Below are 26,387 nucleotides of genomic sequence, written 5' to 3' on the forward strand. Positions count from 1 at the left end.
TACGCCGGAGTGCTCCGCCTTCTCCGGATCAGGGAGCGGTAAAGATGTTCTGCAGGCTCTCGGCCACCAGGTTCGCCCAGTCGAGCGGCAGCGTAGCTGTGAGCTGAATCGGATCGTTCGGGATGATGTCGAGCAGGGTGGCGATCGACTGGTCGAAAATGGTGCCGAGGTTCATGAACGCGTCAGGTGCGAGGAAGTTGCCGAATTCCGCGCTGCTGACCGTGCCCGTGACCGGGGCGGCCAGGTTGGCGAGACTTCCCAGAATCGCCATTTCGTTGTGCGCCAGGTCCATGACGTAGGCGGGAACGCCGGGCTCGGTGACGTCGGGCAAGTCGTAGCTGGTGTCTATCTGCGTGTCGATCGTGCCGATGGACGGGATGTCCGAGGTCGGGATCGTCGGAACGCTGGGGATGCTGACGGTCACAGGGCTGATCGTCGGCAGGCCGAACGTGCCTGCAACAGCGTCGATCGCGGAGATGAACGGGTTGACGGTGTCGTTGATGACTCCGCTGAGGCCGTTGATGGCGGTGTTCGCGACGCCGATGGCTTCGTTCGTCACGTTCACGGCCGTGGTCAGGGCTCCATTGATGCCGGGAATGACGGTGTCGTTGAGCAGATCGAGCACAGGGCCGATCACCGGAAGGTTGTCGAGGTTGACGTCCAGGTTCAACGTGTCTGGGCCCAAGATGGTCAGGATCCCGGTCGGATCCGGAGCCGTCACCCCACTGCCGGGGACCGTCGACGTCACCGTCAGCAGCTCGTCGGAGAGTGTCTGCTCGGACTGCAATAGCGCTGCGAGCGTGCCGGTTTCGAGCGGCGCGCTACCCAGGAACGTCGATGACGTTCCGTCGCCGAAGCCGCTCGTGTTGGTGGTGAATTCGGCGTAGGGGTTGGTAAGCAGACCGAAATAGGGTGTGATCGCGACGTTCGTGGCAGAGGTGAAGGGCGCGTTCAGCGTGTACGCATCACCGATGCCGGGGACAGCGTTGGCAAGCGGGTCCGGGCTGGCCGACTGTATTTGATAGCCGTTGAGGTAGTCATTCAGGAGCGTGGTGGGGGCCAGCGACAGGAACTTCTCGATCGTGGTGAAGTCGGTCCCGATGTTGGTCAAGTCGGTCTGGACGTCGCTTGCCGAGAAGGTGCCGCCGGTGAAGAAATTCTGCAGTTGCGTTGTTATGTCGCTGAATTCAGTCTTGATGTCGTTGATGGACGGCAGCATGTTCTGGTAGATGCCGGTCGCGCCGACCGTAAGCGCGTTGGTGCCGAAACTCGAGGCGAGGCCGTTGTGTATGAGCAAGGTCAGCGCCGACACCGGGTTGAGCACCGGGTCGTTGTAGAGGTCCGGGAAGGTGGGGATCGGTGGGAGGGGACCGGTCGGGTTCAGCTCGCCGAGTTGCGCCGCGACTGCTGCGTTGTAAGCCGAGAGCTGCGCGGAGTACTTCGCCAACTCCTGCACGTCCGTCGAGAGGTCGTTGAACACCTGCGTCAGGCCTTGGGTGTAGACCGCCTCGGGTAGCGAGTAGATGGCGGTGGTGTGGTCGTACATCTCGACCAGGCCGTTCCAGTTGGCGGTGGTGTTGGCGACGAGGTCGTTCCAGTCGACCTCGGGGAAGTTGATCTCGCCGGCAGTAGTGAGCTGCACCAGCCGGTGCTGGATGTCGGCCGGCCCCGTAGTCGTCGACGGCACGACTCCGATCAGGGCGGCGCTGACCAGGGCAATACCGGTGGCGATGGCGGGGCGGGAGGCGTGTTCCATGACGTCCTTTCTTCGGACGTTGTATCCGACTTGTCGGACGCACTGTAGCTGAGATTTGCCTAAGCATGTAGCGATTTGGCATAGAAACTTTCCGCTTCGTGCCTATGCAACATTTCATCTGATAGAGATGCGGGCGGGGTTATTTCCCTTATCCTTCTGCACCGTAAAGATGCAGTGCCACAGGCGGAATCAGCCTCGCAACGTACTAAAAGACCATCGGAAATCACGAACGGGCCTTAAGGCTAGCGGTATTTTAGATCGACCCACCAAGCTGTGAAGAAGGTAAGCATGTCTCAGGTTGACAGCGTGAGCCCTGTGCAACAGGTGCGGGACGAGCGCGCCCCGGCGCCGAAATTTCGCACCGACATCGAGGGCCTGCGCGGAGTCACCCTGTTGGCCATTCTTCTTTTTCATGTTGATATGCCCGGTGTCGGCGGCGGGTTCGTCGGCCCAGACATCTTCTTCATCATCTCGGGATTCGTCATCACCGGGCAGCTCTGGAAAGAGGTAAAAGGCTCGGGCGCTATTCGACTCCGGAAGTTCTACGCGGGTAGGGCTCGACGATTGCTGCCGGTGTCGGCCCTAGTGGGCGTTGCCACGGTGATTGCGTCGGCAATTTGGTTGCCTCCGTTAGAGAATCAGAACGTTTTTGTTGACGGCATTGCGTGCGCCCTTTATGTAGGCAATTACCGCTTCGCTCTGCAGGGCGTCGACTACTTCGCCGCTGACCGGCCCCCATCTCCTTTTCAGCACTACTGGACTCTCGGTGTTGAGGAACAGTTCTACCTGCTTTGGCCGGTCATACTTGCCGTCACGACTTGGCTCGTCGTGCGTGCGCGTGCGCGGCGGCGCGGCGGCGCACACACGGGGTTCCCCAAGCTCCCGTATCTAGTCGTCATCGTCGTGATCGCGGGCGGGTCGTTCGCGGTGTCGTTGGTGGAGAGTTACTGGACGCCTCCGATGGCGTACTTTTCGCTGCAAACGCGGGCCTGGGACCTCGCCATCGGCGCGCTCATAGCTTTCACCGCTACCCAATGGGGCCGGCTGCCGGCTTTCGCTGCCACGATGACAAGCTGGGCCGGTTTTGCCTTGATTGTGTTGTCCTGCAACCAGTTGAGGACGACAATGCCTTATCCCGGTATGGCCGCTTTGTTGCCGATGCTGGGCACGGTGCTGGTGATAGGTGCTGGCTGTTCGGGATCATTGCGGGGTTGCGGGCGGATATTGTCATGGGCGCCGATGCGGGCGATTGGACGGCTGTCGTATTCCTGGTATCTGTGGCACTGGCCCGTGCTTGTGATCGCACCCGCATTGCTGGGGCACCCTCTCGGTCTGTTTGGCAAGTTGGTGGCGGTGCTATTTTCCGGCGGACTGGCCATGCTGACCCTGCGTTTCGTCGAAAACCCGTTGCGATACGCCGCTCGGCTGCGCCGCTCGCCCGCCGCCAGCATTGCCGTCGGCGCTGCCGCAACGGCATTGGCGGCTTGCGTGGCGGTGGCGGCTATGGTCGTGATTCCCGCACCTATCGGGCGCAGCATGGCAACCCAAACGCTCAACGGGGAGCTCGCCCCGCCGTTAGAGGGTGGAAGCATCGAGCAGTACAACGCCGCGGTGCGGCGCGCTTACGCGCAGGTGCAGGCCGCGGTCGCGGCATCTGCAGATTTGGAGGATGTCCCGTCAAATCTTGACCCTGCACTCGCCGATGCGGCAGCCGAGAAAGATCGCATGCTGTACGACGGCTGCTTGAACGATGCGAAGGAGGTCGAGCACCCCGAGTGCGCGATGGCCGACATAACCTCGGCCACCACGGTGGCCTTGCTCGGCGACTCAAATGCGGCGATGTGGACGCCGGGATTCCAGCGAGTCGCGTCCGATCGAGGCTGGCGGCTGGAAATGTTGACCAAGGGACGCTGCCCAGTACTGGATTTGCCCGTCATCGCGCATGGCAGGAGATACGTTGAATGCGATCAATGGCGCGCTCGCATCATCGAGCGGTTACAGACCGAGCACCCGAAACTGATCGTATACACCGTGCGGCGCGGCTACCGTGAGCCGACGGACGCCGCATGGACCGATAGCATCACTCGCTTCATGCGGCAGCTACGCGGCACCGGGGCAAGGGTCCTGGTGCTCGGCCCCATCCCAGATCCGCACTTATCGCCGCCGGATTGCCTTGCCCAGCACCTGGATAATGCGACGGCCTGCTCGCCGCTGCGGTCAGCCGCAGTGAACGATTCGCTCATCGCCGCAGAGAAAGCCGCCGTCGAGGCTGGCGGCGGTCAATACGCCGACGTGACCGACCTCTTCTGCACGGCGGAGCGCTGCCCGGTGATCGTCGGCAACACACTGGTCCACTTCAACGAGAGTCACCTGACGTTGGAGTATGCCGGGCTAATGGCGCCGGTACTCGCCACGCTTACCGACCGCACGCTAGCCGGCGGCTAACGCACTGCATACATCGCTGGGACTGCCTGTCGCAGTCACAGCCACAACTAGTTAGACAGCAGTTAACTATGTACGTTGGAGCAGCGGTGGTGGCGGCTCGGTTCCTCTCGACGGGACATGCGAGAAGCGCCGCTTAAGACGCAAAATCCTCTTCTCAAACAACTCATACGACGCCGTAGCCACTCCGACAGTCGCGATGAGGAAGACGCCCAGCGCGACCCAGCCCGAGCGGTTCTCCTTTGAGCTGACGTGGACAGCAACACCCAGGACGAGCGGGTGGAGCAGATACATGCCGTAGGACACGCGTCCGATGTGGACCATCGGCCACCACCGCAGCGGCGACCAGATCGCTCCCCCCGCCGCAACGTAGTCGATGATCGCTGCCGTGGCGACGGAGAGCAGAAGCGGGTCGTAGTAGTCGAAATATGGCAGCTTGATCTCCCAACCAGCAAGCACCGCAGGAAACGTCCGGCTCAGTACGAGTGCTGCGACGGTGACCCAGGCGAGGGTCGCGCCGAAACCACCGCCGCCGCGTGCCGGTCCGCCGTGCCGAATGCGATCCCAGCGGCTCCACGCCAACAGCGACCCCACCGCCAGGCCAAAGATATTCGTGTGTGTCATCCACTCGACGCCGCCACCGGTCGCGCGGAGGTGGCCCTCAATTGTCAACGCGCGCAGGATGAACGACAATGCGATCGCGCCGAGAAGGAAGGCCGGCACAGCCCACCGCCAGCGCACCCGGCTACTGGTCAAGGCGATAAGGATCAAAGGCCAGACGAGGTAGTACTGCTCCTCGATGGCAAGCGACCAGTACACGCCGAGGCCAAGGGTCACATAATGACGCACATCGGAGAAGTAGTTCTGCGCGAATATCAGGTAGGACCACCACACATGGCCGAAGGCAGAGTATTTAGACGAGTCGGTGGACACCCACATCTCGCCCCAGGGCAGCGAGTCAACGTGAAGCAGTACGATTAGCTGGAGTAACAGCACAGCGTAGTACAGCGGCCAGATCCTCAGTGCTCGTCGAATGTAGAAGTCCCGCAGGCTAATCCGCCCCCGATGCTCACGCTCGCCCAGCAGCAGCGACGTGATCAGGTAACCCGACAGCACAAAAAAGATGCCCACACCGACGCGGCCGAAAACCAACCACGAGTTCCGCGCCAGCAGCATGACGCTGGCGTGTTCGATGACGACCAACAACACTGCGATCGCGCGCAAACCGTCGAGCGAGGGATTGTGAGCGAAGACCCCGGCCCGCGGCGAAGCGGCCGCTCGGGACGGCGAGGCGTCGGTCGTCGTTACCACGGGGGCTGATGCCATAGGACGACACCCCTTTCTGAAATGAGTTGCGGCTGCCGCGATCACCGGTCGACCTGGGTCAGACGTCGGCCAAGGCGGCCTCCACGGTGTCGAAATCGCCAAAGATCTTGGCGCGTCCCTCAGTCGCGAGCCTCCTCAAATCGTCAAGCTCCCGCCTCCCTCGGTGAAGGACCTCCGCCGCATGGGCCTCGGGAATCGTGATGGGGCGGAAGGGAACTGAGTTGCGCCAGGTTGGAGTGTTGAACAACGTCAGATATAGATTTCTGATGTCGTAATACTGAATTGCGCCGAGGTCCTTGACCGCCTCTCGGAGGTAGCTGTTGACCGACCGGAGTATCTGTGCCTCGGTGGCGCCGAGTGACTGGTTGAGAAACAGGGTCGACGCGTGGGTGATCGCCTCGGTCCCCGGCACCGCCTCAAACAGGCCGATCGCCCGGCACAGATTGGTCAGCAACTCAGCGGCCGGTGCTCGGTGGTGGGACAGGACGATTGAGGTCTCGTGGGGCGCCAGTGCATCGATGAACTTGCGAGTCAGTTGCGGTTGTAGAGCGGGCTCGCGAGAGAGAATCTGCTCGATTCCTCCGTCAAGACCGACGGCGCGCCCGTGCTTGACAAGTTCCTGCCAGATCGAACTGGCACGACGGCCAATCTCGTTGAGTGTGACTACAAGGTGCATCTCGTGGCCCGTGAAAGCATCTCTCAGTCGGGCCAAGCCCGCCGGGGCAGCGTGGCTGAATTCCTCCGAGCTGAGGATCAGCGCGTGGACCCGTGCCTGCTGGGCGGTGGCTATCACCTGGTTGAGCGCGTGAGCCGGCCCCTCTTCCCAGAGTGACTCCCTCGCGAGGTCGGCGTGGCCCGGGCCGAAGTCACCGGCCGCGATCGGATACCAGTAGCCACCCGCCACTGGCTGACTCAGGAGCGCGGCAAGATGTGTCTGTATTGATGTGGTACCGGTCTTGTGGGGGCCAATATGCAGAACAATCCTCATTGCGAGGCCCGGCCCGCCCGACTGCTTCGTTCTGAACTGCGGGCTAGGCCCGATCCTGCCAAAGAACGAGGTCCGCGTTCGCTAAGCGATCCCGTCGCGCCGATCAAGCTCCGATATAGCGTGTCAATGGACAGCTGAAACTGCCCGTGGGCGGACATGAGAACTGCCCGTAGGTGGCCAATAAGAACTGCCCAGTGGCGGACACGAATCTGCCCATTAGGGTGTGTCCGCCACCGGTGGTTGAGGCCGTTGTCAGCTCAAGGGTTTGACTCCCTTCCCGTGCAGGGCTTGGGCCAGCCGCACGGAGTCTCCGCTGGTCTGGCACAGGTGCGCGTGATGCAGCAGCCGGTCCACGGTGGCAGTCGCCAACGTCTTGGGCATCAGCTCATCGAAACCACTGGGGTGCAGGTTCGATGAGATCGCCACCGAGCGCCGTTCATAGGCGGCCTCGACGATGCGGTAGAGCCCTTCAGCGGCATCGGCACCGACGGGCAACAGTCCAACGTCGTCAATCACCACGAGCTCGGCACGCACGATCTTGGCCACGGCCTTGCCCAACGAATCGTCAGCGCGGTGCGCCCGAACCAGGACCCCGATCTGCTCGAGGGTGAACCACGCCACCGGCATCCCGGCTTCGATGACCTTCTGCCCCAACGCTTCGAGGAAGAACGTCTTGCCGGTGCCAGCGGGCCCGCAGACCACCAGGTTCTCCCGACGACCCACCCACTCCAGGGTCTGTAGCGCCTGCTGGGTCGGTAACGGGATCGACGACGCATTGGGGTCCCACACGTCGAATGTCTTCCCGGTCGGGAAGCCGGCGGCTTTGCGGCGGGCGGCCAGCATGGACCGGGCCCGGCCGGCGGACTCCTCGGTCAGCAGCGCTTTGATCACCTCGGTGGGGTCCCAGCGTTGAGCTCGGGCAGTGGCCAGCACGTCGGCGGCGATCGCGCGGGCGTGCGGCAACCGCAGCCCACGCATCAGCGCTTCGACGTCGGCGGGTAGCGACGCGGTGGTCGTGGTGGTAGTCACGCGATGCCTGCCTCGTCAGCGTCGATAACGTTGCGGCCGAATAAGTTCCACCCACTGGTTCCTTGCGCCAGGGAGGTGTCTTCGTCGGCGCCGCGGCGAGTGGTGTCCATGCCCTTGCTGGCGAGGATGGAATCAAGGTCACCGGTGGCGAAGCGACCGTGCACGCCAGCATGCCCGAGCGCCCAGTCGACATCGGCGCGGCCGGTTAACGCCGACAGTTCCACCGCGTGGGCCATCTTCTGCAGGATCCGTTCGGTGCCGACGGCGGCGGCTTCTTTGAGCCACACCGCCGCACCCGGCCCCAGCGCCAGGAAGGTCTGCTCACTGACAGTGCGGGCCCGCACCCGGTAATCACCGGGCACCTTGTCCCGATGCTCAGGGAAGTGGTCATCGTTGATGGCGGGACTACCGGGGGCGGCGCGGCGATGCCGCGCCACCTCCACCGGGCCGCCGCCATCAAGAGCGCAGATCACCACCTCATCGGTGCCGTCGTGGTCACGGATCCACACTGTCTGGCCCAGAAGAGTTGCGGGCAGCGAGTATTGGCAGTGGTCGAAGGTGACCATCGGGGTGTTGTCGGGAACCCGGCGGGTCACCCCCAACGCGGCGGTGTGGGGCAGGTCAGGAACCGCGTGCAGGGCCGGGCGTTCCTGAATGAGCATCTCGGCCGGCCGGCGTCCCGTGATCCGGTGCACGCGGGCGTTGATCTCGGTGGTGAAACCGGCGCATGCGGCTTCGACGTCGGCGAACGAGTCGTACTGCGGCAGGAGGTTGGTCTCAGTAGGCACGATGTCGGCTTTGGCGAGCTTCACCGCGTTCTCCACCCCACCCTTGGTGGCTGGGTCGGCGGGTTCACACGTCAGCACCGAAAGGCCGTAGTAGCGGCCGAAGGTGACCGCGGCCCGGTTGCGGACCGGAACTCCGGCGATGTGTCCAGTGGTGACGGTCTTCTCGTTGTCGGTGAGCAGGTAGGTCGGAGCACCACCGACGATGCGAAAGATGCGGTCCAGGCCGGCGAAGACACTGGGTGCGGTGCGGTCCCGCAAAGCCACCACGACGCGGTAGCGGCTCCACGCCAGCCACGCCACGAGCAGCACGATCTTGCGGCCGGCGACAAGGGGGCCGTCGGCGAAGTCGTACTGTAGCCACAGTCCTGGCTCGGTGATCCAGGGCCGGTGCACGCGTGTATTGCCAAGGCGCCATTGCGCTTTGATCTCCGCCAACGAACGGCGGGTGGTGCGGTCGGTGCCGGTGTAGCCCAACGCCACCAGCTTGTCGTGGGCTTTGTCGCCGCGGATCTTGCCCTTCGAATCAGCGACCCAGGTTTCCAGCAGGTCGCGCCAATCATCGATCATCCGGGCCCGCCGCGTGGCCGGGGGCAGCCCAGCGTTGCGATCCTCGACCGCTTTCTTCACGGTGTGGTGCGAGCACCCACACAGCTCGGCCGCGGCGCGGTAGGACCCGGTCAGGTCGTAGGCATTGAGTATTTCCATGAGTTCTCCGTCAGACTTCAAGTAGGTCTCTCCTGGGGTTGTCGGGTCGACTAGGCATCGACATCGAAACCGCAGGAGAGGCCGCCCCAGCGCAGACGCGCCGAACGACATCAAGTAGGTCTGGGCAGATTCATGGCCGCCTGCGGGCACTTTCGTATCCGCCGGTGGGCAGTTCTTATTGGCCGCGAACGGGCACTTTCATGTCCGCCAGTGGGCAGTTTTTCATGTCCGCCGACATATAGCGTCACTAATTCCTCGACCTGATCGGAAGGGCGGCGGAAACTGAGCTCGAGTGAGACGACGGGTACCGTCTCTTCTCCGCGGTCCAGCCGCGCCAGCAGGTCGTGTAGCGCCTGCGGCGTCGTCACATCTACGATCCAGCCATCGATACCGGGTCTGACGTGCCTGCCCACGTCGCCGCGATCGGATGCGATTACGGGCACGCCTGCCAGTAGGGCCTCGCGTGTAACGAGACCGAAGCTTTCCGGCCAAAGCGACGGGGCAGCAAGGATATCCATCTCGGCGTAGAGCTCGTGCACTCGTGTTTGCGGATAGCGGCCAACGAAGCGGACAAGCGACTCGCCCCAGCGGGACCGCCGAGATGATTCGAAGTCCATTGCGTGGTCCACAATGAGAAACTCAAGGTGTGGGAGCGAAGTCTCGCGTACGACCTCGCGCAGAAGGTCGTAGCCCTTATGCGCGCTCATGCCGCCAACGAAGCCGATGACAATCGGCGCGCCGTCGTGTCGGTGTCGGCGCTCAGGTAAAGCTGGCAGCTCGGTCACGCCGTTCTCGTTGACCCCAACTGTCGCCAGCCCCGCCGCTCGATAAACCTCTGCAAAGCTCTCCGAGACAGCCAGTACGCGGCTTGCCCGCCCCAGCAGCGCCATAAGGTCTAGGCGTCGCGCCAACAATTTCGCTCGTTCTTCGGAATCGGCGCCTACTAATTCGGATGCGGCCCATTCGGCCCAGCCGGGCGCAATCACCTCCCCCCGCGGACTGAAGAGGAACTGCGATACCGAGAGCCACCAGGCGTCGTGCACGGTCACTACCGTTGGCACGCCGCTGTCGCAGAGGGCCCGAAGCGCTGCGGCGGTCAGGAGCTGTACGCAGTGAACATGTGCTAGGTCGATTTGGTACTCGCGTACGAACCGCCGCACAAAGCTTTCGACTCGAGCATCCTCATGATCAGACCATGGACGCCGCGGGACGCTAATGCGCGTGACCATGGCAGCCCCATACCAGTACTGCTCGATGTGGTAAGGGCGTCGCGGATCGGGACTCTCGTCGGCGCACAACACATAGAGCTCAAACTCGTCTGGGTAGTGCTCGCTGATGTAACGGACCGAATCCTCAAGGATGCGCGTCGCCCCGCCGATCGATTGCGGCCAAAAGAAGACGTTCACGAAGAGTAGCCGGGTGCGCCGATGCTGAGCGGCGGCCCGTGGCGCGCCGAGCCCAAGGACCGATGAGAGACTGTCCACACCGGAGCGCCATGTGTAGTCCTGCTCAATCTTGCGTTTGGCTTCGGCCCCAATCCGCTTGCGGAGCGCTGGCTTGTCCACGAGGCGCAGCAACTCGTCGTGCCATTCTTTGGTCGTCCGTGCGAAGATCACGTCCTTCCCGTTCGCCAGCACATCCGCGTAGTTGCGGGACGGCGACACCACCGATGGGATACCGAAAATCCCTGCCTCGAACCATTTCAGCTCGCTTTTACAGTCCACCGCGATGCTGTCCTCCATCACGGCAATGTTGATATCTGCCTCGCGAACCAGGTCGACGTAGTCGCCGTATGTTTTGCCCGCTGGTTCGATCCTGACCCGGCTCGCGAAGCGGGCGAGCTCGGCAGGCGCGACGAACGCACCGACCAGGTGCAGCTCTACCTCAGGTCGTTTGTCCATAATGCGAGCGATAGCTGGGATTACGGACTCGTAGAATTCAGCCTTATGGGCTAAGGTCCCGCTGCCGAAAAAGATCCGGACCTTTTCGTCGTCTTTGCGCAGCCTCGGCAGCTTCGCGGTGGCGGCAAGCTCAAGTCCGACCATATTGCGATGTACTTGCACGCGTGCAGATGGTCCTAGGAGCTCGCGCGCAAGATCGGCCAGCGGTTGTGTTGAGACAATCACATCTCCTGCGGCGGACATGGCGACTTGAAAGAACGGGTTATCCATTGCCAGGTGCGTATGCGTGTCGCGCGTGATCAGCCCGGAGTAGCTCTCAAGAGGTCCAGGGAAGTGACGGTCGTCGAAGATCAGGTCGTCGATGTCGTAGAACAGCTTTACGCCCAGCCTCTTGGCATAGATGGTCAACATCAGAACGTCGGTGAAGGCTGGAAGCCTGAAGATGATGGCGTGGCTGGCGAAGCATAGTTGTTCATAAATTTCGGTGAGACTGACGCTGCCGAAATCGATTGGGACTGCATCGTATCCAGCCATGCGTAGGAATTCGACCTTCTGCTGGACGCGGTAGAGCCAGCATTGCGCCAGGTTCCGCGAGCCGATCACCAGGATGCGGGCGGGCCTGATTTGTTCATCGCTCACCGCCGCGGGCGTGGCCGCAAGATGCTGCGTTGCCTCTAGGCTGCGCAGCACGGCAAGGCCGTGTTCGAGAATCTCGAAGCGCTGCCGGCGCCCACCGGAGAGATCGCCCCGATTGGCGCGTTGCTGGGTGCGGCCAATCATTGCGTCAGTGAATCGTCGCAACTCGCCTTGGATCAGCTGAGCGGCCTGCTGGACGACGTTGGGATCCTTCTCGTAGACCTCTCCCGAGAGCCTGCAGAGCCAGTCCAGAGTCGGAAGGAAGTCGGCTGGGTTAGAAACGGTAAGCGCAGTTGACGCGCGGTAAGCAGCTAGAAAAAGGTTGGGAGCGGTGAGTTCTGGCTCGTCAATCGAGCCGAGATAGGCCGCGATTTCGTAGTTGGCCGACCTGCCCTCCAGAACCTGCACATAGGTCGATCGATAAAAGGGGTCTGCGCGCAGCGCGGGATCGAGCGAGCTGGCCACCTCTAACAGCCGTTCCGCGACGGCCTGTTCGTGAAATTCACGGAAGAGAAGTGCCGTGAACTCAGTGACCAGCGCAGCGAGATCCTCGAGGCCACCTTGCATCGCCCGCACGGAGACGACCCCGACATAGTCGTGGAGGGCTGGTAATAGGACTGGCCAAACGCGAGAACGGATTGTGTCGCCCGACTCGACTGAGATGGTCTCCTGCAGATGGTCGAAGATGCGCATCTGCGCCGCTATTGGCAGCCTGATGCTGCCAGTCATCGCCGCCAATATGAACGGCCAGAGTTTGGCGTTGTTCGTCGCCAACGGGCCGGACGGCGTGCCTCCGCTCAGGTGAGTCTTCGCCGCCAAGAACAGGCTTTCGACGTCCGCCTCGGATAATCCGGCGCGGCAGTGTTCGGTCCAGATGCTGATGAGCCGGTCGTACTCCGCATCCCTGAGAGGCGCCTGCGCCGCCTTGATGACGAGCGGTCCGGGTGGGAAGTGGACACGGCTGAAGATGTCGCCGGCGAATAGCAGTATCCCAGTGTCGGACGGTCTCGCGGCTCCGACGGCTTCGGCAATCGCCGCAGCCGCTCCCTCGATGTCCCCAGCTTTCACTAGCTCCTCGGCCCGGAATGCGTAACGAAGGGCTGGGTGAAATTGGGCCTGAGCGTCGTGCTCCCCGGCGTCGCTCGCCTCGGCAATACCCGGCCGGCCCCGCTCGTTCGTCCGCTTGACGGATTCAGGGCTGTCACCGTTTTTCTGCGTCGAGTCTGGCTTGGCGACAGCAAGCGGCCTTTCCTTCGCGGCGAGGTCGGCTACCAGGTCGTTGCCGGCTGCAGAGTTTTGCGCGCCCTTTTCGATGGGGGCGAGGACGAATGGCCCGGACTCGCGCTGCCCGGCAGCGATCTCGAACCGGCCGTGCAGTGTCCAGTGGTGGTGTCCTGACGAGAAAAGACCATCACGAACGGCCTGCGCGACGTCAGGAAAGGTGCGAAGGTACAGCTCCTCGTCGAACAGTTCGCGGCGTGGCGCATCATCCATTCCGAGAGACTCCTTAATTAAGGAAGAGGGTGGCGCCGGTTAAGACAACTAATACGCCGGGCAATTGGATCCTATGCACGTTCCGTCTATGAGGCCGGAATTTCGGATCTTTTGGCGAGCATGGGATAGCATTCCCTCCTGTGGGAATGGGCGTATGAAGGGCACGTACCGCGGTGAGGTCGAGCGGGAGAAGGTTCGTGAGAGCTTTCGTGGGCAGGTAGTTCCGAAATTGATGCGGCTTGAGGTGCAGCCGCTGCTGAACTTCTATCCCAATCAGCGCGATCTGATGGTGCTTGACATTGGGGCCAATAAGGGTCAGTGGACGCGAGCGCTGCTCAACGTGTTCGGCGACCGCGTGGGACGCGTCCATATGTTTGATCCGAGTCCTGAGAATTACCGCGAGCTGTGTAACCGTGAGGACAGTCTTGCCGGGCTTGGCATCGAGGAGTCCGAACGGATCACGGTGTACCCCAGTGCGATGGGCCGTACCCCGGGGATGGCCACGCTGTACACCAACGAGGATGGCAGTCCGCTTGGTTCGCTGATTGAACATGAGGAGCCCGGTTGGGGGGAGTGGGGCAAGGACATTCGCCTCGACACCACGATCGAGGTTCCAGTCGATACCGTCGATGACTTCATCTCCCGCAGCCAGATCGACTCGGTGGATATCATGAAGCTTGATACCGAGGGCTTTGAGATGGACGTGCTGCGCGGGGCGGCACAGTCGATCCACGAGGGCAGAATCAAGCTCATCCTCTTTGAGTTCGGCGTGAACCAGGTCGAGTCGCGTCACTTCTTCAAGGACTTCTGGCTGTTCCTCACCCACCGGCTCTACAAGATCTACTTCATCGACGACGCCGGCAAGCTGCACCCCATTTCCCGCTACGAGTACCGCTGGGAACAGTTCAACCGCAACTACGAATTCGTCGCCTTCCGCGGCGTTTAAAGCTTTTCGGCTGCGGGACTCGAGCCCCGACTCCGCTCCATGCGCGGAGATGCGGACAGGTGGGTTATTCGATGGCTGTTGCAGCACCCGCTGGGAGACAGTCCGCGGTCATGATGTCAAAAGTCTTGCGGGGAAGGCTGACAGGCGCGAATCGGCAGCGTGGGGCTTTACTGTGCTTTCGCACTCCGCGGTCGCTCTCATCCCGTAACATCAGCGCCCGTGACTGAGACGACCGAAGTCGCGCCGACGGTACCGGAAACATCCTCGCCGCCCGCGGTTTTCGCCCACAACCCCTCACTTGACGGTGTGCGCGCGATCGCGGTGTTGTTGGTCGTCGTCGCGCACGGCACCGTGCGATTACTTGCGCCACACCAGTGGACGTTCGTTGGCGGCATCGGTGTTGGCATCTTTTTTGTGCTGTCGGGTTACCTGATCACGTCGCTGCTGCTTCGTGAGCGCTCAAGTAGCGGACGGATCAGCCTGCGGGACTTTTACGTGCGGCGCGCGCTGAGGATCTGGCCGCTTTACTACGCTGCGCTTGCGCTTCATCTGATCGTGCTGCTGCATATCGACTCCCGACCATGGAGCAACGTTTGGGTGTCGACCTACTCACCCCAGTACGCCGAGTTCGGCCAAGTGTGGTGGTCTTACCTGATCTTCGCGCAGAACTACGTCTCCGACCTTCATCACGTATCTCTTGGCCTGGCGGTGTACTGGTCGCTCGCCATCGAGGAGCAGTACTACCTCGTCTGGCCGCTGATCCTTATCGCCTTGACAAGCAGCCGGATGCGGTGGCGCTGGGCTGTGCCGGCCTTCCTTCTCGGTGCGATCGTGCTCTCGTTCGTGCTGCGCGCGTTGACAATTGAGGGCCACCTCCGCGAGACCGGTGGCGGCGTCGAGTGGATGACACACACGAATATCTTTGGCCTGGCGGTGGGGTCGCTGTTGGCGTGGAGCCGCTGGGACCGCCTTCGCTACGGCGGAGCGGCCCGCGGCGGCGGTGGTTTCGGCGCGACGCTCGCCTGGGTCACCGTCGCCGCACTCGTCCTCCGCTGGACAGCTCCGATAACGGGCACCAAATGGGCTATGACATTGCCCTACGCCAAATACTGCGAACCGCTGCTGCTTTCAGTCGCTGTTGCGGCGATCATCGACTATGTTGCGGCGGGTGGAACGAGGTGGTCTCCGCTGCGGTGGTGGCCGATGGTCTACATCGGACGCGTGTCCTACGGCATGTATCTGCTTCACCCACTGGTCCTAGGTGTCGCCGTGCACGTCCTCGGCAAGAAAGGATGGGCTGAAGTGGGTATCTATGTGCTTTCGACGCTGGGCGTGGCAGCAGCATCATACGAGCTATTCGAAAAACGAATCCTAAGGCTCAAGCGGCGTTTCTCGCACGTGCCGTCATCAACGCAATCAAAATCGATCAGGCTGTCACGCATTGATTAGATTAACTATGTCGGTCAGCACACCGGTCTTGTGGATAACGCAGGTATATCTCGTCATGCCATCTACGTCCAAAAGTACGATTTTTCTACCCAGTTGTAGCTATCGGTCATCGTCTGACCCCCTCGGTTGAGTATAAGCACCAAAATATAGCTTTTAGCAGTCATGCAAGTTCGGCACGAGCGGCCGTAAAACGCAGTATTCTAAGTACCGACAATCGGCAGGTACTCCTTACCGGCATGTTAGAACCATCGTTTAGCTGAATTGGCCGAAGCGGCCGACGATTGAAAGGAATTCAATGCAACTGACTTTCAACCCCGATCGGCTGAGCGGCCTTGCGACCCTAGCCGTCGCGGGCGTAACCGTACTGTCATTGGGTGCGTGCAGTTCGTCGGACCATGAGAAGTCGCCAGCTCCGTCTTCTTCGCCGGCTGCCGCCAAAGGGAAAGACTCAGTCAACGGCTTGATCGCATCTGTGTCGGGTGACACGGTTCAGGTCACTGGGCAGGCTGGCACGGCCACTGTCGACGTTAGCAAGGCCAGCAAGATCACCGAGTGGACTAAGGCGCAGTTGAGCGATGTTGCTGCCGGGAATTGCGTGACCGCGCTCGGCGAACCAGCTCCGGCTCCCGGTGGCGGGCTTACGGCCCACGCCGTATCTCTGTCGCAAGAGGGGGGCGACAAAAAATGCTCCCAACCGAAGACCGGGCCTAAAAGCGTGGTTGGCACGGTTGCTTCCGTCGCGGGTAACACCATCACCGTGTCCGCAACTGACGCTAACGGTAAGCCTGCTGAGACCGCTGTGTCGGTCGTCGACAGTACGCAGTACAACAAGGCCGTCTCTGTAAACTCATCGAACATCTCGCAGGGCAAATGCATCGCTGCAGTGGGGACTAAGGAAGGTAACGGCGCGCTGCAGGCGACAGTTGTCACTTTGAGGCCCGCTCACGATGGCCGATGCCCGCAGCCTGCGCCAAAGAAGAAGTAGCTGCGTTGGCTGCTCGCTGAGCTGACGACTAAACCCTTTAGAGGTTGGCTTCCTACCGGCCAACCCAATCAGTAGCTCTGCCGCTGAATTGCTAACGGCGCGAGAAGCTCCCGACCGGGTACGGCGTGAATCAGCAACTTCGCGATCTGTCGATGCAACGTTCAACGGCGCGGCGCGTTGGGTTTCAGTTGAGTGTTGAGGTGCAGAGCACTTCGTCGAGGGTGGCGGTGTGTGGCGTGGTGTCGGTGGTTGGGTGTAGGCGTGTGGTGTCGTGCATTGCTGGGCCGGTGGCCATTGTTGTGGTGAGTAGGTAGCGGCCGGTGTTGGGTGCTCGGCGGATCGTTTTTTCGGCGGCGCTGGTGCCGGTCAGTTTGGCTGCGTCGTTGAGGTTGATGCCGACCTGTACGACTTGGGGTTCGGCGTCGAGCACTGCGGTCAGGCGGGTGATGTAGTGGTCGGGGGCGAAGAATCGCCAGCCGTGGCCTAGGTGCAGCCAGAGCCGTCCGTGGATGTGAGCGCGCAGCTGCGTGAGGTGGGCGGAGGGGTCGGTGCCCTCGACACCGGGGTCGGCGTCGATGAACTCGAGGAATTTGTAGCGTTGCTGCAGGGTGGCGCGGTCGGCGGTGGTGAGGCCGGTGTCGAGGGCGAGGAATCGTCCGATTCGTGGGGCGTCGAGGCAGCAGTTCAGGAATGTGTTGATGGTGTGCCCGGTGGTGTGAGGGTCGGTTCCGGTGATGAGGCTGACGGTGACCTCAGCGTGGCGGGTGGCGTTGGCGAGGCGGGCCACTGTTGCAGCGGGATACTGTTGGGTCGCCTCAAGCATGGCCGGTACTGAGTAGTCGCGGTTGGTTGCGATCCGTTGGCGCTCATCCTCGGGGATGTCAGGGCGGGCCAGTAGGCGCCGGCACAGTGTGAAGGCTTCTGCGCGGCGGCCGATCCAGAATGCGCAGGTTGCCTGCTCGTCGGCGGCGCGCCAGGTGTAGATCTCGGCGGAGTATCCCAGGACGAAGAGGTCGTTTTCGGGGAAGGGTGTTTCGGTGGCGCGCCGGGCGTATAGGTAGCCGAGCTGGTAGCGCTGTTCGTTGCGGCACCGAAAGGCGATGGCGTGCAGCGCTTCTGCGCGGGTTGGTCGAAATTCCCAGGCTTTGATGTAGGCGTCGTGAACCTCTGGCCAGGGTTCATCGAGTTCTGCCATTGAGGCTGCGAGCCGGTACATCGCCCAATAGACCTCTTCCTCGCAGCCGCCCATCTCGGCCCGACGCGCATACCACCTGCGCGCGTCGACGAATTCCTCCAATTGGAAACAGGTCTCGGCCAGAAATAGGACCGGTCGCGCACTGTCGGGATCGCGCTCGACCTCAGCCAGCAACTGATCGCGCTCCTGCTCGGACTTATGCCTGAGCAAGTTGCGATTGCGCAGTTGATGATCTTTATTGCTGTCTGGATCCATCGGATGCACATCGATACGACCGCCCTGGGGCGCAGCAGCTTCACGGTTTACGTTGTCCAGGCTTGCCGGCAGTGCATGTCTTAAAATGTCGGCTTGGCTGCGACTTGTGAAGATCTGGTAGCCGCGCTCGGCGAGCTCGTGTCGCGCCCCGTCGTCGCGAAGAAGCTCCGCACAGCGATCGACCAACCCGTCGTAGTCGGCGAACGCGACGCCGGACTTAAGTTCATGTTCTGATGCTGAATCTGCGCCACGTTCCGAGACCACCGCACGCTTGTTCGCGAGAAGGTAGGAGACACGCGCGATTTCGAAAATTTTCGCGTCCCAGTAGTGGATGTTGATCACGATCTTCGAGCGCGCGATCCAGGCATCCCGGCTCGCGCCGAGAACACCTGACAGCCATTTGACCCGAAGACCTCGGTCGCGAAGTTTCCGGAGAACGGCGTAGCGACGTTCGCTGAGTACGCCGTAGAAAAGCACGTCGATATCCTCAACGGCTGGGGCAATCCGGGTCAGCTCGGGAACGTAACCGATCGGAACATAGGTCGGCCGAGGCAGTCCCAACCTCGCCAGGTACTCGATGTTGGCCAGACTGTAATCCCAAGTCGGGTAACGCCGAAAGAGGTCGACGAAGTCAGGCATCGCCATCCACGGCGAGTCGTCACCTAATTGCTCGAGGTTATAGAAAACGGGGTTAGTCGGGGCCTGAAGGCCATAGTGGACGAGGTGATTTGCGCCGAGAACTATGGTGCGCCGGTCGTCAAGGTCGAGGCGGTCCGTCAGCACCGAGTCATAACCGAGCGCCCGAAGAGCGTAATGCAATCCTTCCGCGACCTCCCGGAAAGCTCCGCCAACGGTCGGATTACCCGGAGGCGACACAACTGCAACGGCGAACGGCACGGGTGCAGCGTAAAGGACGAGCAACGTTGAGTGACGCGGATTAACCACTCACTGGATTGCAGCGAGTCATTGGTTGAACAGATTATTTGTCCCGTGTCGACACGGAGCGCTCGGTTTTCAGTTGAGCGTCAGCGAGTTTGGCGCGTTGGGTTTCAGTTGAGTGTTGAGGTGCAGAGCACTTCGTCGAGGGTGGCGGTGTGTGGCGTGGTGTCGGTGGTTGGGTGTAGGCGTGTGGTGTCGTGCATTGCTGGGCCGGTGGCCATTGTTGTGGTGAGTAGGTAGCGGCCGGTGTTGGGTGCTCGGCGGATCGTTTTTTCGGCGGCGCTGGTGCCGGTCAGTTTGGCTGCGTCGTTGAGGTTGATGCCGACCTGTACGACTTGGGGTTCGGCGTCGAGCACTGCGGTCAGGCGGGTGATGTAGTGGTCGGGGGCGAAGAATCGCCAGCCGTGGCCTAGGTGCAGCCAGAGCCGTCCGTGGATGTGAGCGCGCAGCTGCGTGAGGTGGGCGGAGGGGTCGGTGCCCTCGACACCGGGGTCGGCGTCGATGAACTCGAGGAATTTGTAGCGTTGCTGCAGGGTGGCGCGGTCGGCGGTGGTGAGGCCGGTGTCGAGGGCGAGGAATCGTCCGATTCGTGGGGCGTCGAGGCAGCAGTTCAGGAATGTGTTGATGGTGTGCCCGGTGGTGTGAGGGTCGGTTCCGGTGATGAGGCTGACGGTGACCTCAGCGTGGCGGGTGGCGTTGGCGAGGCGGGCCACTGTTGCAGCGGGATACTGTTGGGTCGCCTCAAGCATGGCCGGTACTGAGTAGTCGCGGTTGGTTGCGATCCGTTGGCGCTCATCCTCGGGGATGTCAGGGCGGGCCAGTAGGCGCCGGCACAGTGTGAAGGCTTCTGCGCGGCGGCCGATCCAGAATGCGCAGGTTGCCTGCTCGTCGGCGGCGCGCCAGGTGTAGATCTCGGCGGAGTATCCCAGGACGAAGAGGTCGTTTTCGGGGAAGGGTGTTTCGGTGGCGCGCCGGGCGTATAGGTAGCCGAGCTGGTAGCGCTGTTCGTTGCGGCACCGAAAGGCGATGGCGTGCAGCGCTTCTGCGCGGGTTGGTCGAAATTCCCAGGCTTTGATGTAGGCGTCGTGAACCTCTGGCCAGGGTTCATCGAGTTCTGCCATTGAGGCTGCGAGCCGGTACATCGCCCAATAGACCTCTTCCTCGCAGCCGCCCATCTCGGCCCGACGCGCATACCACCTGCGCGCGTCGACGAATTCCTCCAATTGGAAACAGGTCTCGGCCAGAAATAGGACCGATCGCGCACTGTCGGGATCGCGCTCGACCTCAGCCAACCAGAGGTCGCGATCAGGCTGAATCTTGTGTCTGAACAGTTCCCGCTCGCGGTTCTGACGATCCACGCTATCTTCTTGGCCGTCGTGGCTCACCGCGGTAATCGGATCATCATGCGCAGTGATCTCTTGGCCGACGCTCTCGAGGTCTGAGAGCGCGCTTCGCAGAATCTCGGCTTGGCTGCGACTCGTGAAAATCTGGTAGCCGCGCTCGGCGAGCTCGCGTCGCGCCCCGTCGTCACGAAGAAGCTCCACACAGCGATCGACCAACCCGTCGTAGTCGGCGAACGCGACGCCGGACTCCACGTCGCGCTCTAGCGCCGGATCTCCACCACGTTCCGAGACCACCGCACGCTTGTTCGCGAGAAGGTAAGACACGCGCGTTATTTCGAAGATCTTCGCGTCCCAGTAGTGGATGTTGATCACGATCTTCGAGCGCGCGATCCAGGCATCCCGGCTCGCGCCGTACGTGCCCGAGAGCCATTTGACCCGAAGACCTCGGTCGTGCAGGTCCCGAAGAATGGCGTACCGGCGCTCGTACGTCGCACCGTAGAAAAGCACGTCGATATCCTCAACGGCTGGGGCAATCCGGGTCAGCTCGGGAACGTAACCGATCGGAACATAGGTCGGTCGAGGCAGTCCCAACCTTGCCAGGTACTCGATGTTGGCCAGACTGTAATCCCAAGTCGGGTAACGCCGGAAAAGGCCGAAGAATCCAGGCAAAGTCGTTGACGGTAAGTCGTCGCCCAATTGCTCGAGGTTATAAAAAATAGGGTTTTTTGGCGGTTTCAGGCTGTTCCGTACCAGAAGGTTGCCGCCAAGTACGATCGTGCACCTGTCGTCAAGGTCGAGGCGGTCTGTCAGCACCGAGTCATAACCGAGGGCGCGAAGAGCATAGTGCAATCCCTCCGCAACTTCGTCAAATGCCTTGCTGTGTTGGAATTTCGGAGGTGACGCGATCGCGACGGCGAAGCGCATGAATGCAGAGTATCGCAACGGCCGAGGTATTCCTGACTTAACGTCTTCTTTGCTGTTCACGGGTGTCATGGCGATCGACGTGAACGCTTCGTTTGTGCATCAATGAGAATGAGCGCTACTGCGTACGTCTACGGTACAGCGGCCATTGTGGCCCTGACCGGCTCCGTCTGTGGCATCGTTGCGGAAATGGATGAGCGCTGGGACGAGGGTCTCGACGACCCGTTCGAAGACGCGATTGATGAGGCGCTCAGTTCCTTGCCCGCCGATCTCCGCAAGGCGATCAGCAATGTTGCGATCGTTGTCGAGGAAGAGCCTCCCGACGGGCGACAGCTGCTTGGCCAATACAGCGGGGCGCCGCTGGCAGCAAGAGGGTGGAGGCCGGATGGGATGTTTCCCGCAAAGGTCAGCATATTCCGCGGGCCGATCACGCGGCTCAGCGCTGGCGACGCCGGTCGCTTACGCCGCGAGGTGAGACAGGTTGTGCTCCACGAGCTCGCGCATTACTTCGGTGTCAAGTAGCGCGCGGTTGAGCGAGCTGGATGGAGGACGGCACTCTATCGGCGCGGTATCTGCATCTGGGCTTTCCGCGGCGGGTCAGGTTGATGTCGCTCTGGCTTGACATACAGCCCGCCGACGCTAGGCGCCCGTTGCAGGTGACGCTTTGTCGATTCATCGGCCCGCGAGAGTCCTCCTGGCATCGCTACCGAGTCCTATGCCGCCGCAGGGTGGCCCGGGCGTCGTCAAACGTGTCTCGCGCCGCGATGCTCGTCAATGCCTTCACCTACGCCGCTAAGCAACACGTCGATCGCGCCCCCACCGGTTCCGTCGTGGAGTTGTGGCCTGGGTGTTGGGTGTAAGGATGGTCGACACGCTCGGCTCGTGCTTCTGGCAGCCCAAACGACAATGTCGTACCGTCGGATACGGCCCCGGGTTGCCTTCCTCCGGCGAAAGTGAAATCGCAACTGTTCGCGCAAGATTTGGGCCGGCAATTTCCGGGTAAGGAGTGCTTGATGGATTCGTCGGTTGATGTGTTGGCGGTGCTGGTGTCGTCTTCGTCGGTGCTCGGAGGATGACGAACGTTGTAGCCGACGATGATCGGCCGTCTGCGCCCTTGGTGATCTTTATCGTTGGTCCGTCCGGTATCGGTAAATCTGCTGTGTTGCACAAATTCATGGAGAACGCCGATGCCCGTTTTAAGCCCATCTCGCTGGACGACATCGCTGCAGAAGAGGGGCGAGCGAGTGGCCTCATAGAGGATATGGATGCGTTCGCTCTGATGATGAAGGTTAAAACCGACGGTCTGTTCATGATCGGGATTACCAGCTTGTTTCGGCGTCTTGGTGCTGCATCGGATGGCGAGATCTATTTGGTGGACGTTGGCGCGGCGTTCCAAAATCGCATCATGTTGGCCAGCTTGTCGTTTTTATATCCTGTGATTGGGATTGTCGCGTCGGAGGAAGTTGCGTTTGAGCGTTTCTGTAAGTACCGACCGTCCGATGAACTTGGGGTGCTGCAGGGCGCCACGATGAGCCTTGAGAGGCATAAGACCATCGAATACTCGGAGGTCAGGCGGAAGGTCTACGCATCGGCGACCCACACCATCGACACGACGCATTTGTCTCTCGACGAAACCGTTACCAGCTTCGAGACCATTGTGCGGGGAATTATAAATGGATAACTTTAAATCGATTCTAGGGTCCGGCTCGGAGGGGATGCGCGAAATGCAGTTTCTCGACTTTGCGGCGTTCGAGCGGAACGCTTTGGATAATCCTGGGCCGCATTGGCACGATTACCAGGATCGCTGGAAGTACTATTCGCAGGCGGTTGAGGTCGCGAAGACACTTGACATTACCAACCCGAGTGAAGTTCTTGAGATGGGAACGATGGGCGTGTCGATCGTCCCGGATTGCATGACGATTGATTACGACAAGGCGTGGGATTTCAAGCACAAGAAGCCTACATATGTTCACGATGCTCGGGTTGTACCGTGGCCGATCGCTACGAAGGCATTCAAATTATTTGTGGCCCTACGGGTTTTTCAGCATCTTGCCCCTAAACAAAAAGAGTGTTTCCTTGAGGCCAAACGGATCGCAGAGAATGTGCTGATCGTTGTCCCCAACCAGTACAAGGGAACTGGTATTACCCTCGATCAGTTCACGGAGTGGAACGACGGCACGCCGCCCACGCTGGTGGAGAAGACCCAACTACCCTCAACCTTTCTATATCTCTGGAAATTCGGCCCATAAGCAAATAAAGTCGGCGCCTATGCTGGCGTCGCGCGACCGGGGGGTGGGGGCATGAAGGGCACGTACCGTGGTGAGGTCGAGCGGGAGAAGGTTCGTGAGAGCTTTCGTGGGCAGGTAGTTCCGAAATTGATGCGGCTTGAGGTGCAGCCGCTGCTGAACTTCTATCCCAATCAGCGCGATCTGATGGTGCTTGACATTGGGGCCAATAAGGGTCAGTGGACGCGAGCGCTGCTCAACGTGTTCGGCGACCGCGTGGGACGCGTCCATATGTTTGATCCGAGTCCTGAGAATTACCGCGAGCTGTGTAACCGTGAGGACAGTCTTGCCGGGCTTGGCATCGAGGAGTCCGAACGGATCACGGTGTACCCCAGTGCGATGGGCCGTACCCCGGGGATGGCCACGCTGTACACCAACGAGGATGGCAGTCCGCTTGGTTCGCTGATTGAACATGAGGAGCCCGGTTGGGGGGAGTGGGGCAAGGACATTCGCCTCGACACCACGATCGAGGTTCCAGTCGATACCGTCGATGACTTCATCTCCCGCAGCCAGATCGACTCGGTGGATATCATGAAGCTTGATACCGAGGGCTTTGAGATGGACGTGCTGCGCGGGGCGGCACAGTCGATCCACGAGGGCAGAATCAAGCTCATCCTCTTTGAGTTCGGCGTGAACCAGGTCGAGTCGCGTCACTTCTTCAAGGACTTCTGGCTGTTCCTCACCCACCGGCTCTACAAGATCTACTTCATCGACGACGCCGGCAAGCTGCACCCCATTTCCCGCTACGAGTACCGCTGGGAACAGTTCAACCGCAACTACGAATTCGTCGCCTTCCGCTCTACGTGGTTATGGCCGACTCCCATTCAGGCTGGCCTAGGTTCCGGTCGCAAATTGAAACCCGAACCGCCGCAAGGGCAAGGCCCTGCGGTAGATGCGGGCGTAAGTGAGCCCCCAGCGGCCCGTCCGGAGCCGGTTCCAGACGCAATGGGCGCGTCCCGTGAAGTGCTGCCTCCCGATGAGCTCATGGATTGGGCTGGTCGCGGTGGCATTGACGCGTTCAAGGCAGCTGGCAAGGAGTTTCTGGGTTATCTGGTTGACCTATGTGAATTGCAACCAGGTGATGCGCTGCTCGACGTTGGTTGCGGCTCAGGTCGGGTAGCTCTCCCGCTCACTGGCTACCTGAATCGCCCCAGGGGCCGCTACGCCGGTTTCGATGTCTCGAAGGATGCGATCGCGTGGTGCGCGGAACACATCTCGGCGTCACACCCAAACTTCGATTTCAGAGTCGTGGATGTTCAGAACGGACTGTACAACCCGACCGGAAAATACAAGCCTTCGGATTTTTCTTTCCCGTATCCTGACGGATCGTTTGATGTGGTGCTGCTCGCTTCGGTATTCACGCACATGCTGCCAGCGGGTGTTGAGCGCTACATGCACGAGATCGCCCGTGTGCTGAAGCCGGGCGGGCGGAGTCTGATTACCTTCTTCCTAATCAACGAGGATTCGTTGGCGCTAAGCAGAGACGGAAGGGGATCGTTTGACTTCGGGCACGAGATGCAAGGCTATCGAACGGCTAATGTCGAGCAGCCCGAGGCGGCGACCGCTTACACGGAAGCATTCGTCCGGGATTTGCATCGGGAATGCGGCCTAGAGCTTCGCGAACCCTTGCGCTTCGGCAAATGGAGCGGCCGGACGGACGGTATGAGCGGACAGGATGTCGCGATTGCGGTCAAGCCGAAGCAGCAATAGCAGTGCTCCTTGCAGACGTGCGCGCCAGCCTATGACCGGTTCGTTGTCATCTGGCCCCTTTAGTGCTTGTCTGCCAAAGCAATTTCGACCCTAAGATCGAAACGTTGAAGCTATTCGGGCATAAGGGGATTGACGGTCGCCACAGCCGTTCAAGCCCTCTTGATGCAGCATGTCGTCAAAGAGGTCTCCACCTCGACGCGTGTAAGAAAAAGTAGCGCACGGTCGTTCGTATCGGCTCGGCAGCTTTACACGATGGACGCTGGGTGGCTGAGCACTCGGCCTAACTATTGCTGCATTACGAACCCGATTTACGTCTGCAGTATTAGTATCGCTGAGCATGGACTTGCCTGAGATTGAACGCATCTGGAATCAGCACTCTCGCCCGAGCTACTGGCCCGTGACAGCTGACGAGATGGACTACATCCAGGACCTCATCAAGCAGCATCGGCCGGCGTCATTTATCGAGATCGGCACCGCGTCAGGATTATCTGGAGGACTGATTTGCCTGCTGCTGGACGAGTACGACGGCAAGCGGTTCGTCACCGTTGACAGCGACAAGACTTTCTTCGGTGACAACACTAAGGAAAACGGGTTCTTGCTAGAGCCCATTTACCCCGGTGGCAAAGTTGAGGTTTCCTACCTGCCGCTTACGATCGCTGCGGATGTGCCGAGCATGGGCGAGACCTTCGACATGGCCTTCGTGGACGCCTGCCACCAGCACCCGTGGCCGCTGATCGACACTCTGTGCCTCTACCCGGTCATGGGCGGGTCCAAGGTAGTCGTCCAGCACGACCTCAACCTTTACCGCTTTCAGACCGACAAGATCTATGGCATCGGTCCAAAGTATCTCTACGACCAATTCCCGCATATCTACCGCGACCGGTCCACGAAATTGGGTATCAACCTGCCCGGCTGGGACAATTACGGCAACATCTACTCGGTCTCGCTCGACCTCCCGATCGCCCGGATGGAGCAGATCGCAAAAGACGGGTTCGCCATCCCTTGGTCGCTGGCTTACACCATCCCCGAGTCGCGCCTTGATGCCATCCGCACGGTCTTCCGCACCTACTATGACCCCTCGCTCGTCGCCGTCTTCGACAAGTGCGTAGACAAGTTCAACCGGCCGATCTGAGGATTGCACCACGATCCGGCTTACGTGTTGGGTGTAAGGATGGTCGACACGCTCGGCTCGTGCTTCTGGCCCAAACGACAATGTCATACCGTCGGATACGGCCCTAGGTTGCCTTCCTCCGGCCGAATATCTTGCCCGCTTTCAGATTTCAGAAGGCCAGGG

General features: G+C 61.0%; 17 protein-coding genes. 9 read left to right on the forward strand and 8 right to left on the reverse strand.

Annotation, left to right across the window (positions count from 1 at the left end; translation table 11 throughout):
- Positions 1-28 precede the first annotated feature (28 nt).
- Positions 29-1,756 (reverse strand): hypothetical protein, encoded by a 1,728-nt coding sequence (locus tag MKK62_RS12590; RefSeq protein ID WP_240260764.1) that lies wholly within the window; start codon positions 1,754-1,756, stop codon positions 29-31.
- A 288-nt stretch (positions 1,757-2,044) separates the two neighbouring features.
- Here MKK62_RS12590 and MKK62_RS12595 point away from each other — a divergent pair, with 288 nt between their 5' ends.
- Positions 2,045-4,201, forward strand: a complete 2,157-nt coding sequence (locus tag MKK62_RS12595; RefSeq protein WP_240260763.1) for an acyltransferase family protein — start codon at positions 2,045-2,047, stop codon at positions 4,199-4,201.
- 66 nt (positions 4,202-4,267) lie between these two features.
- Here MKK62_RS12595 and MKK62_RS12600 read toward each other — a convergent pair whose 3' ends face one another.
- The 5 genes from MKK62_RS12600 to MKK62_RS12620 form a co-directional block, all read right to left on the reverse strand.
- Positions 4,268-5,569 (reverse strand): acyltransferase family protein, encoded by a 1,302-nt coding sequence (locus tag MKK62_RS12600; protein WP_240260762.1) that lies wholly within the window; start codon positions 5,567-5,569, stop codon positions 4,268-4,270.
- A 13-nt stretch (positions 5,570-5,582) separates the two neighbouring features.
- Positions 5,583-6,428 (reverse strand): hypothetical protein, encoded by an 846-nt coding sequence (locus MKK62_RS12605; protein WP_240260761.1) that lies wholly within the window; start codon positions 6,426-6,428, stop codon positions 5,583-5,585.
- Between the two features lie 336 nt (positions 6,429-6,764).
- Positions 6,765-7,490 carry an ATP-binding protein gene (locus MKK62_RS12610; RefSeq protein WP_240263800.1) on the reverse strand — a complete coding sequence of 242 codons (726 nt, stop codon included), beginning with the start codon at positions 7,488-7,490 and terminating at the stop codon, positions 6,765-6,767.
- A 47-nt stretch (positions 7,491-7,537) separates the two neighbouring features.
- Positions 7,538-9,055 (reverse strand): IS21 family transposase, encoded by a 1,518-nt coding sequence (gene istA / locus MKK62_RS12615; protein WP_240258325.1) that lies wholly within the window; start codon positions 9,053-9,055, stop codon positions 7,538-7,540.
- 89 nt (positions 9,056-9,144) lie between these two features.
- Positions 9,145-13,065: a glycosyltransferase gene (locus tag MKK62_RS12620; protein WP_240260760.1), complete on the reverse strand. Its 3,921-nt coding sequence runs from the start codon at positions 13,063-13,065 to the stop codon at positions 9,145-9,147.
- Between the two features lie 154 nt (positions 13,066-13,219).
- Between MKK62_RS12620 and MKK62_RS12625 the strand changes: the two genes are divergently transcribed.
- From MKK62_RS12625 to MKK62_RS12635, 3 genes are all read left to right on the forward strand, one after another.
- Complete coding sequence (locus tag MKK62_RS12625; protein ID WP_240260759.1) at positions 13,220-14,011, forward strand: FkbM family methyltransferase; 792 nt, start codon at positions 13,220-13,222, stop codon at positions 14,009-14,011.
- Between the two features lie 219 nt (positions 14,012-14,230).
- Positions 14,231-15,460 carry an acyltransferase family protein gene (locus tag MKK62_RS12630; RefSeq protein WP_240260758.1) on the forward strand — a complete coding sequence of 410 codons (1,230 nt, stop codon included), beginning with the start codon at positions 14,231-14,233 and terminating at the stop codon, positions 15,458-15,460.
- 295 nt (positions 15,461-15,755) lie between these two features.
- A complete protein-coding gene (locus MKK62_RS12635; RefSeq protein WP_240260757.1) occupies positions 15,756-16,445 on the forward strand; it encodes a hypothetical protein in 690 nt (229 codons plus the stop codon).
- Between the two features lie 184 nt (positions 16,446-16,629).
- Here MKK62_RS12635 and MKK62_RS12640 read toward each other — a convergent pair whose 3' ends face one another.
- On the reverse strand, positions 16,630-18,792 hold the full coding sequence (locus MKK62_RS12640) for a hypothetical protein (RefSeq protein ID WP_240260756.1): 2,163 nt from the start codon (positions 18,790-18,792) through the stop codon (positions 16,630-16,632).
- 152 nt (positions 18,793-18,944) lie between these two features.
- Entirely contained in the window at positions 18,945-20,873 is a 1,929-nt protein-coding gene (locus MKK62_RS12645) for a glycosyltransferase family protein (protein ID WP_240260755.1), read from the reverse strand.
- Between the two features lie 375 nt (positions 20,874-21,248).
- Here MKK62_RS12645 and MKK62_RS12650 point away from each other — a divergent pair, with 375 nt between their 5' ends.
- The 5 genes from MKK62_RS12650 to MKK62_RS12670 all read left to right on the forward strand — a co-directional run bounded on the left by MKK62_RS12650 (position 21,249) and on the right by MKK62_RS12670 (position 26,225).
- Positions 21,249-21,620 carry a metallopeptidase family protein gene (locus tag MKK62_RS12650; RefSeq protein WP_240260754.1) on the forward strand — a complete coding sequence of 124 codons (372 nt, stop codon included), beginning with the start codon at positions 21,249-21,251 and terminating at the stop codon, positions 21,618-21,620.
- Positions 21,621-22,170: 550 nt separating this feature from the next.
- Positions 22,171-22,779 (forward strand): ATP-binding protein, encoded by a 609-nt coding sequence (locus MKK62_RS12655; RefSeq protein WP_240260753.1) that lies wholly within the window; start codon positions 22,171-22,173, stop codon positions 22,777-22,779.
- The gene (locus MKK62_RS12660; RefSeq protein WP_240260752.1) at positions 22,772-23,347 is read left to right on the forward strand and encodes a hypothetical protein; all 576 of its coding nucleotides are present in this window, start codon (positions 22,772-22,774) and stop codon (positions 23,345-23,347) included. The genes MKK62_RS12655 and MKK62_RS12660 overlap by 8 nt, the downstream gene beginning before the upstream one ends.
- Positions 23,348-23,398: 51 nt before the next feature.
- Positions 23,399-25,093: a class I SAM-dependent methyltransferase gene (locus tag MKK62_RS12665; protein WP_240260751.1), complete on the forward strand. Its 1,695-nt coding sequence runs from the start codon at positions 23,399-23,401 to the stop codon at positions 25,091-25,093.
- 337 nt (positions 25,094-25,430) lie between these two features.
- Complete coding sequence (locus MKK62_RS12670; protein ID WP_240260750.1) at positions 25,431-26,225, forward strand: class I SAM-dependent methyltransferase; 795 nt, start codon at positions 25,431-25,433, stop codon at positions 26,223-26,225.
- Positions 26,226-26,387: the final 162 nt, after the last annotated feature.

Origin of the sequence: Mycobacterium paraterrae, from assembly GCF_022430545.2 — a bacterium.
Taxonomy (GTDB): Bacteria; Actinomycetota; Actinomycetes; order Mycobacteriales; family Mycobacteriaceae; genus Mycobacterium; species Mycobacterium paraterrae.

What these genes read in the sequence shown, in the direction of transcription:
- MKK62_RS12670 (WP_240260750.1), top strand. Translation starts at nt 25,431, where the DNA reads ATGGACTTGCCTGAGATTGAACGCATCTGGAATCAGCACTCTCGCCCG.
- MKK62_RS12660 (WP_240260752.1), top strand. Translation starts at nt 22,772, where the DNA reads ATGGATAACTTTAAATCGATTCTAGGGTCCGGCTCGGAGGGGATGCGC.
- MKK62_RS12625 (WP_240260759.1), top strand. Translation starts at nt 13,220, where the DNA reads ATGAAGGGCACGTACCGCGGTGAGGTCGAGCGGGAGAAGGTTCGTGAG.
- MKK62_RS12655 (WP_240260753.1), top strand. Translation starts at nt 22,171, where the DNA reads ATGACGAACGTTGTAGCCGACGATGATCGGCCGTCTGCGCCCTTGGTG.
- MKK62_RS12635 (WP_240260757.1), top strand. Translation starts at nt 15,756, where the DNA reads ATGCAACTGACTTTCAACCCCGATCGGCTGAGCGGCCTTGCGACCCTA.
- MKK62_RS12610 (WP_240263800.1), bottom strand. Translation starts at nt 7,490, where the DNA reads ATGCGTGGGCTGCGGTTGCCGCACGCCCGCGCGATCGCCGCCGACGTG.
- MKK62_RS12590 (WP_240260764.1), bottom strand. Translation starts at nt 1,756, where the DNA reads ATGGAACACGCCTCCCGCCCCGCCATCGCCACCGGTATTGCCCTGGTC.
- MKK62_RS12620 (WP_240260760.1), bottom strand. Translation starts at nt 13,065, where the DNA reads ATGGATGATGCGCCACGCCGCGAACTGTTCGACGAGGAGCTGTACCTT.
- MKK62_RS12595 (WP_240260763.1), top strand. Translation starts at nt 2,045, where the DNA reads ATGTCTCAGGTTGACAGCGTGAGCCCTGTGCAACAGGTGCGGGACGAG.
- MKK62_RS12665 (WP_240260751.1), top strand. Translation starts at nt 23,399, where the DNA reads ATGAAGGGCACGTACCGTGGTGAGGTCGAGCGGGAGAAGGTTCGTGAG.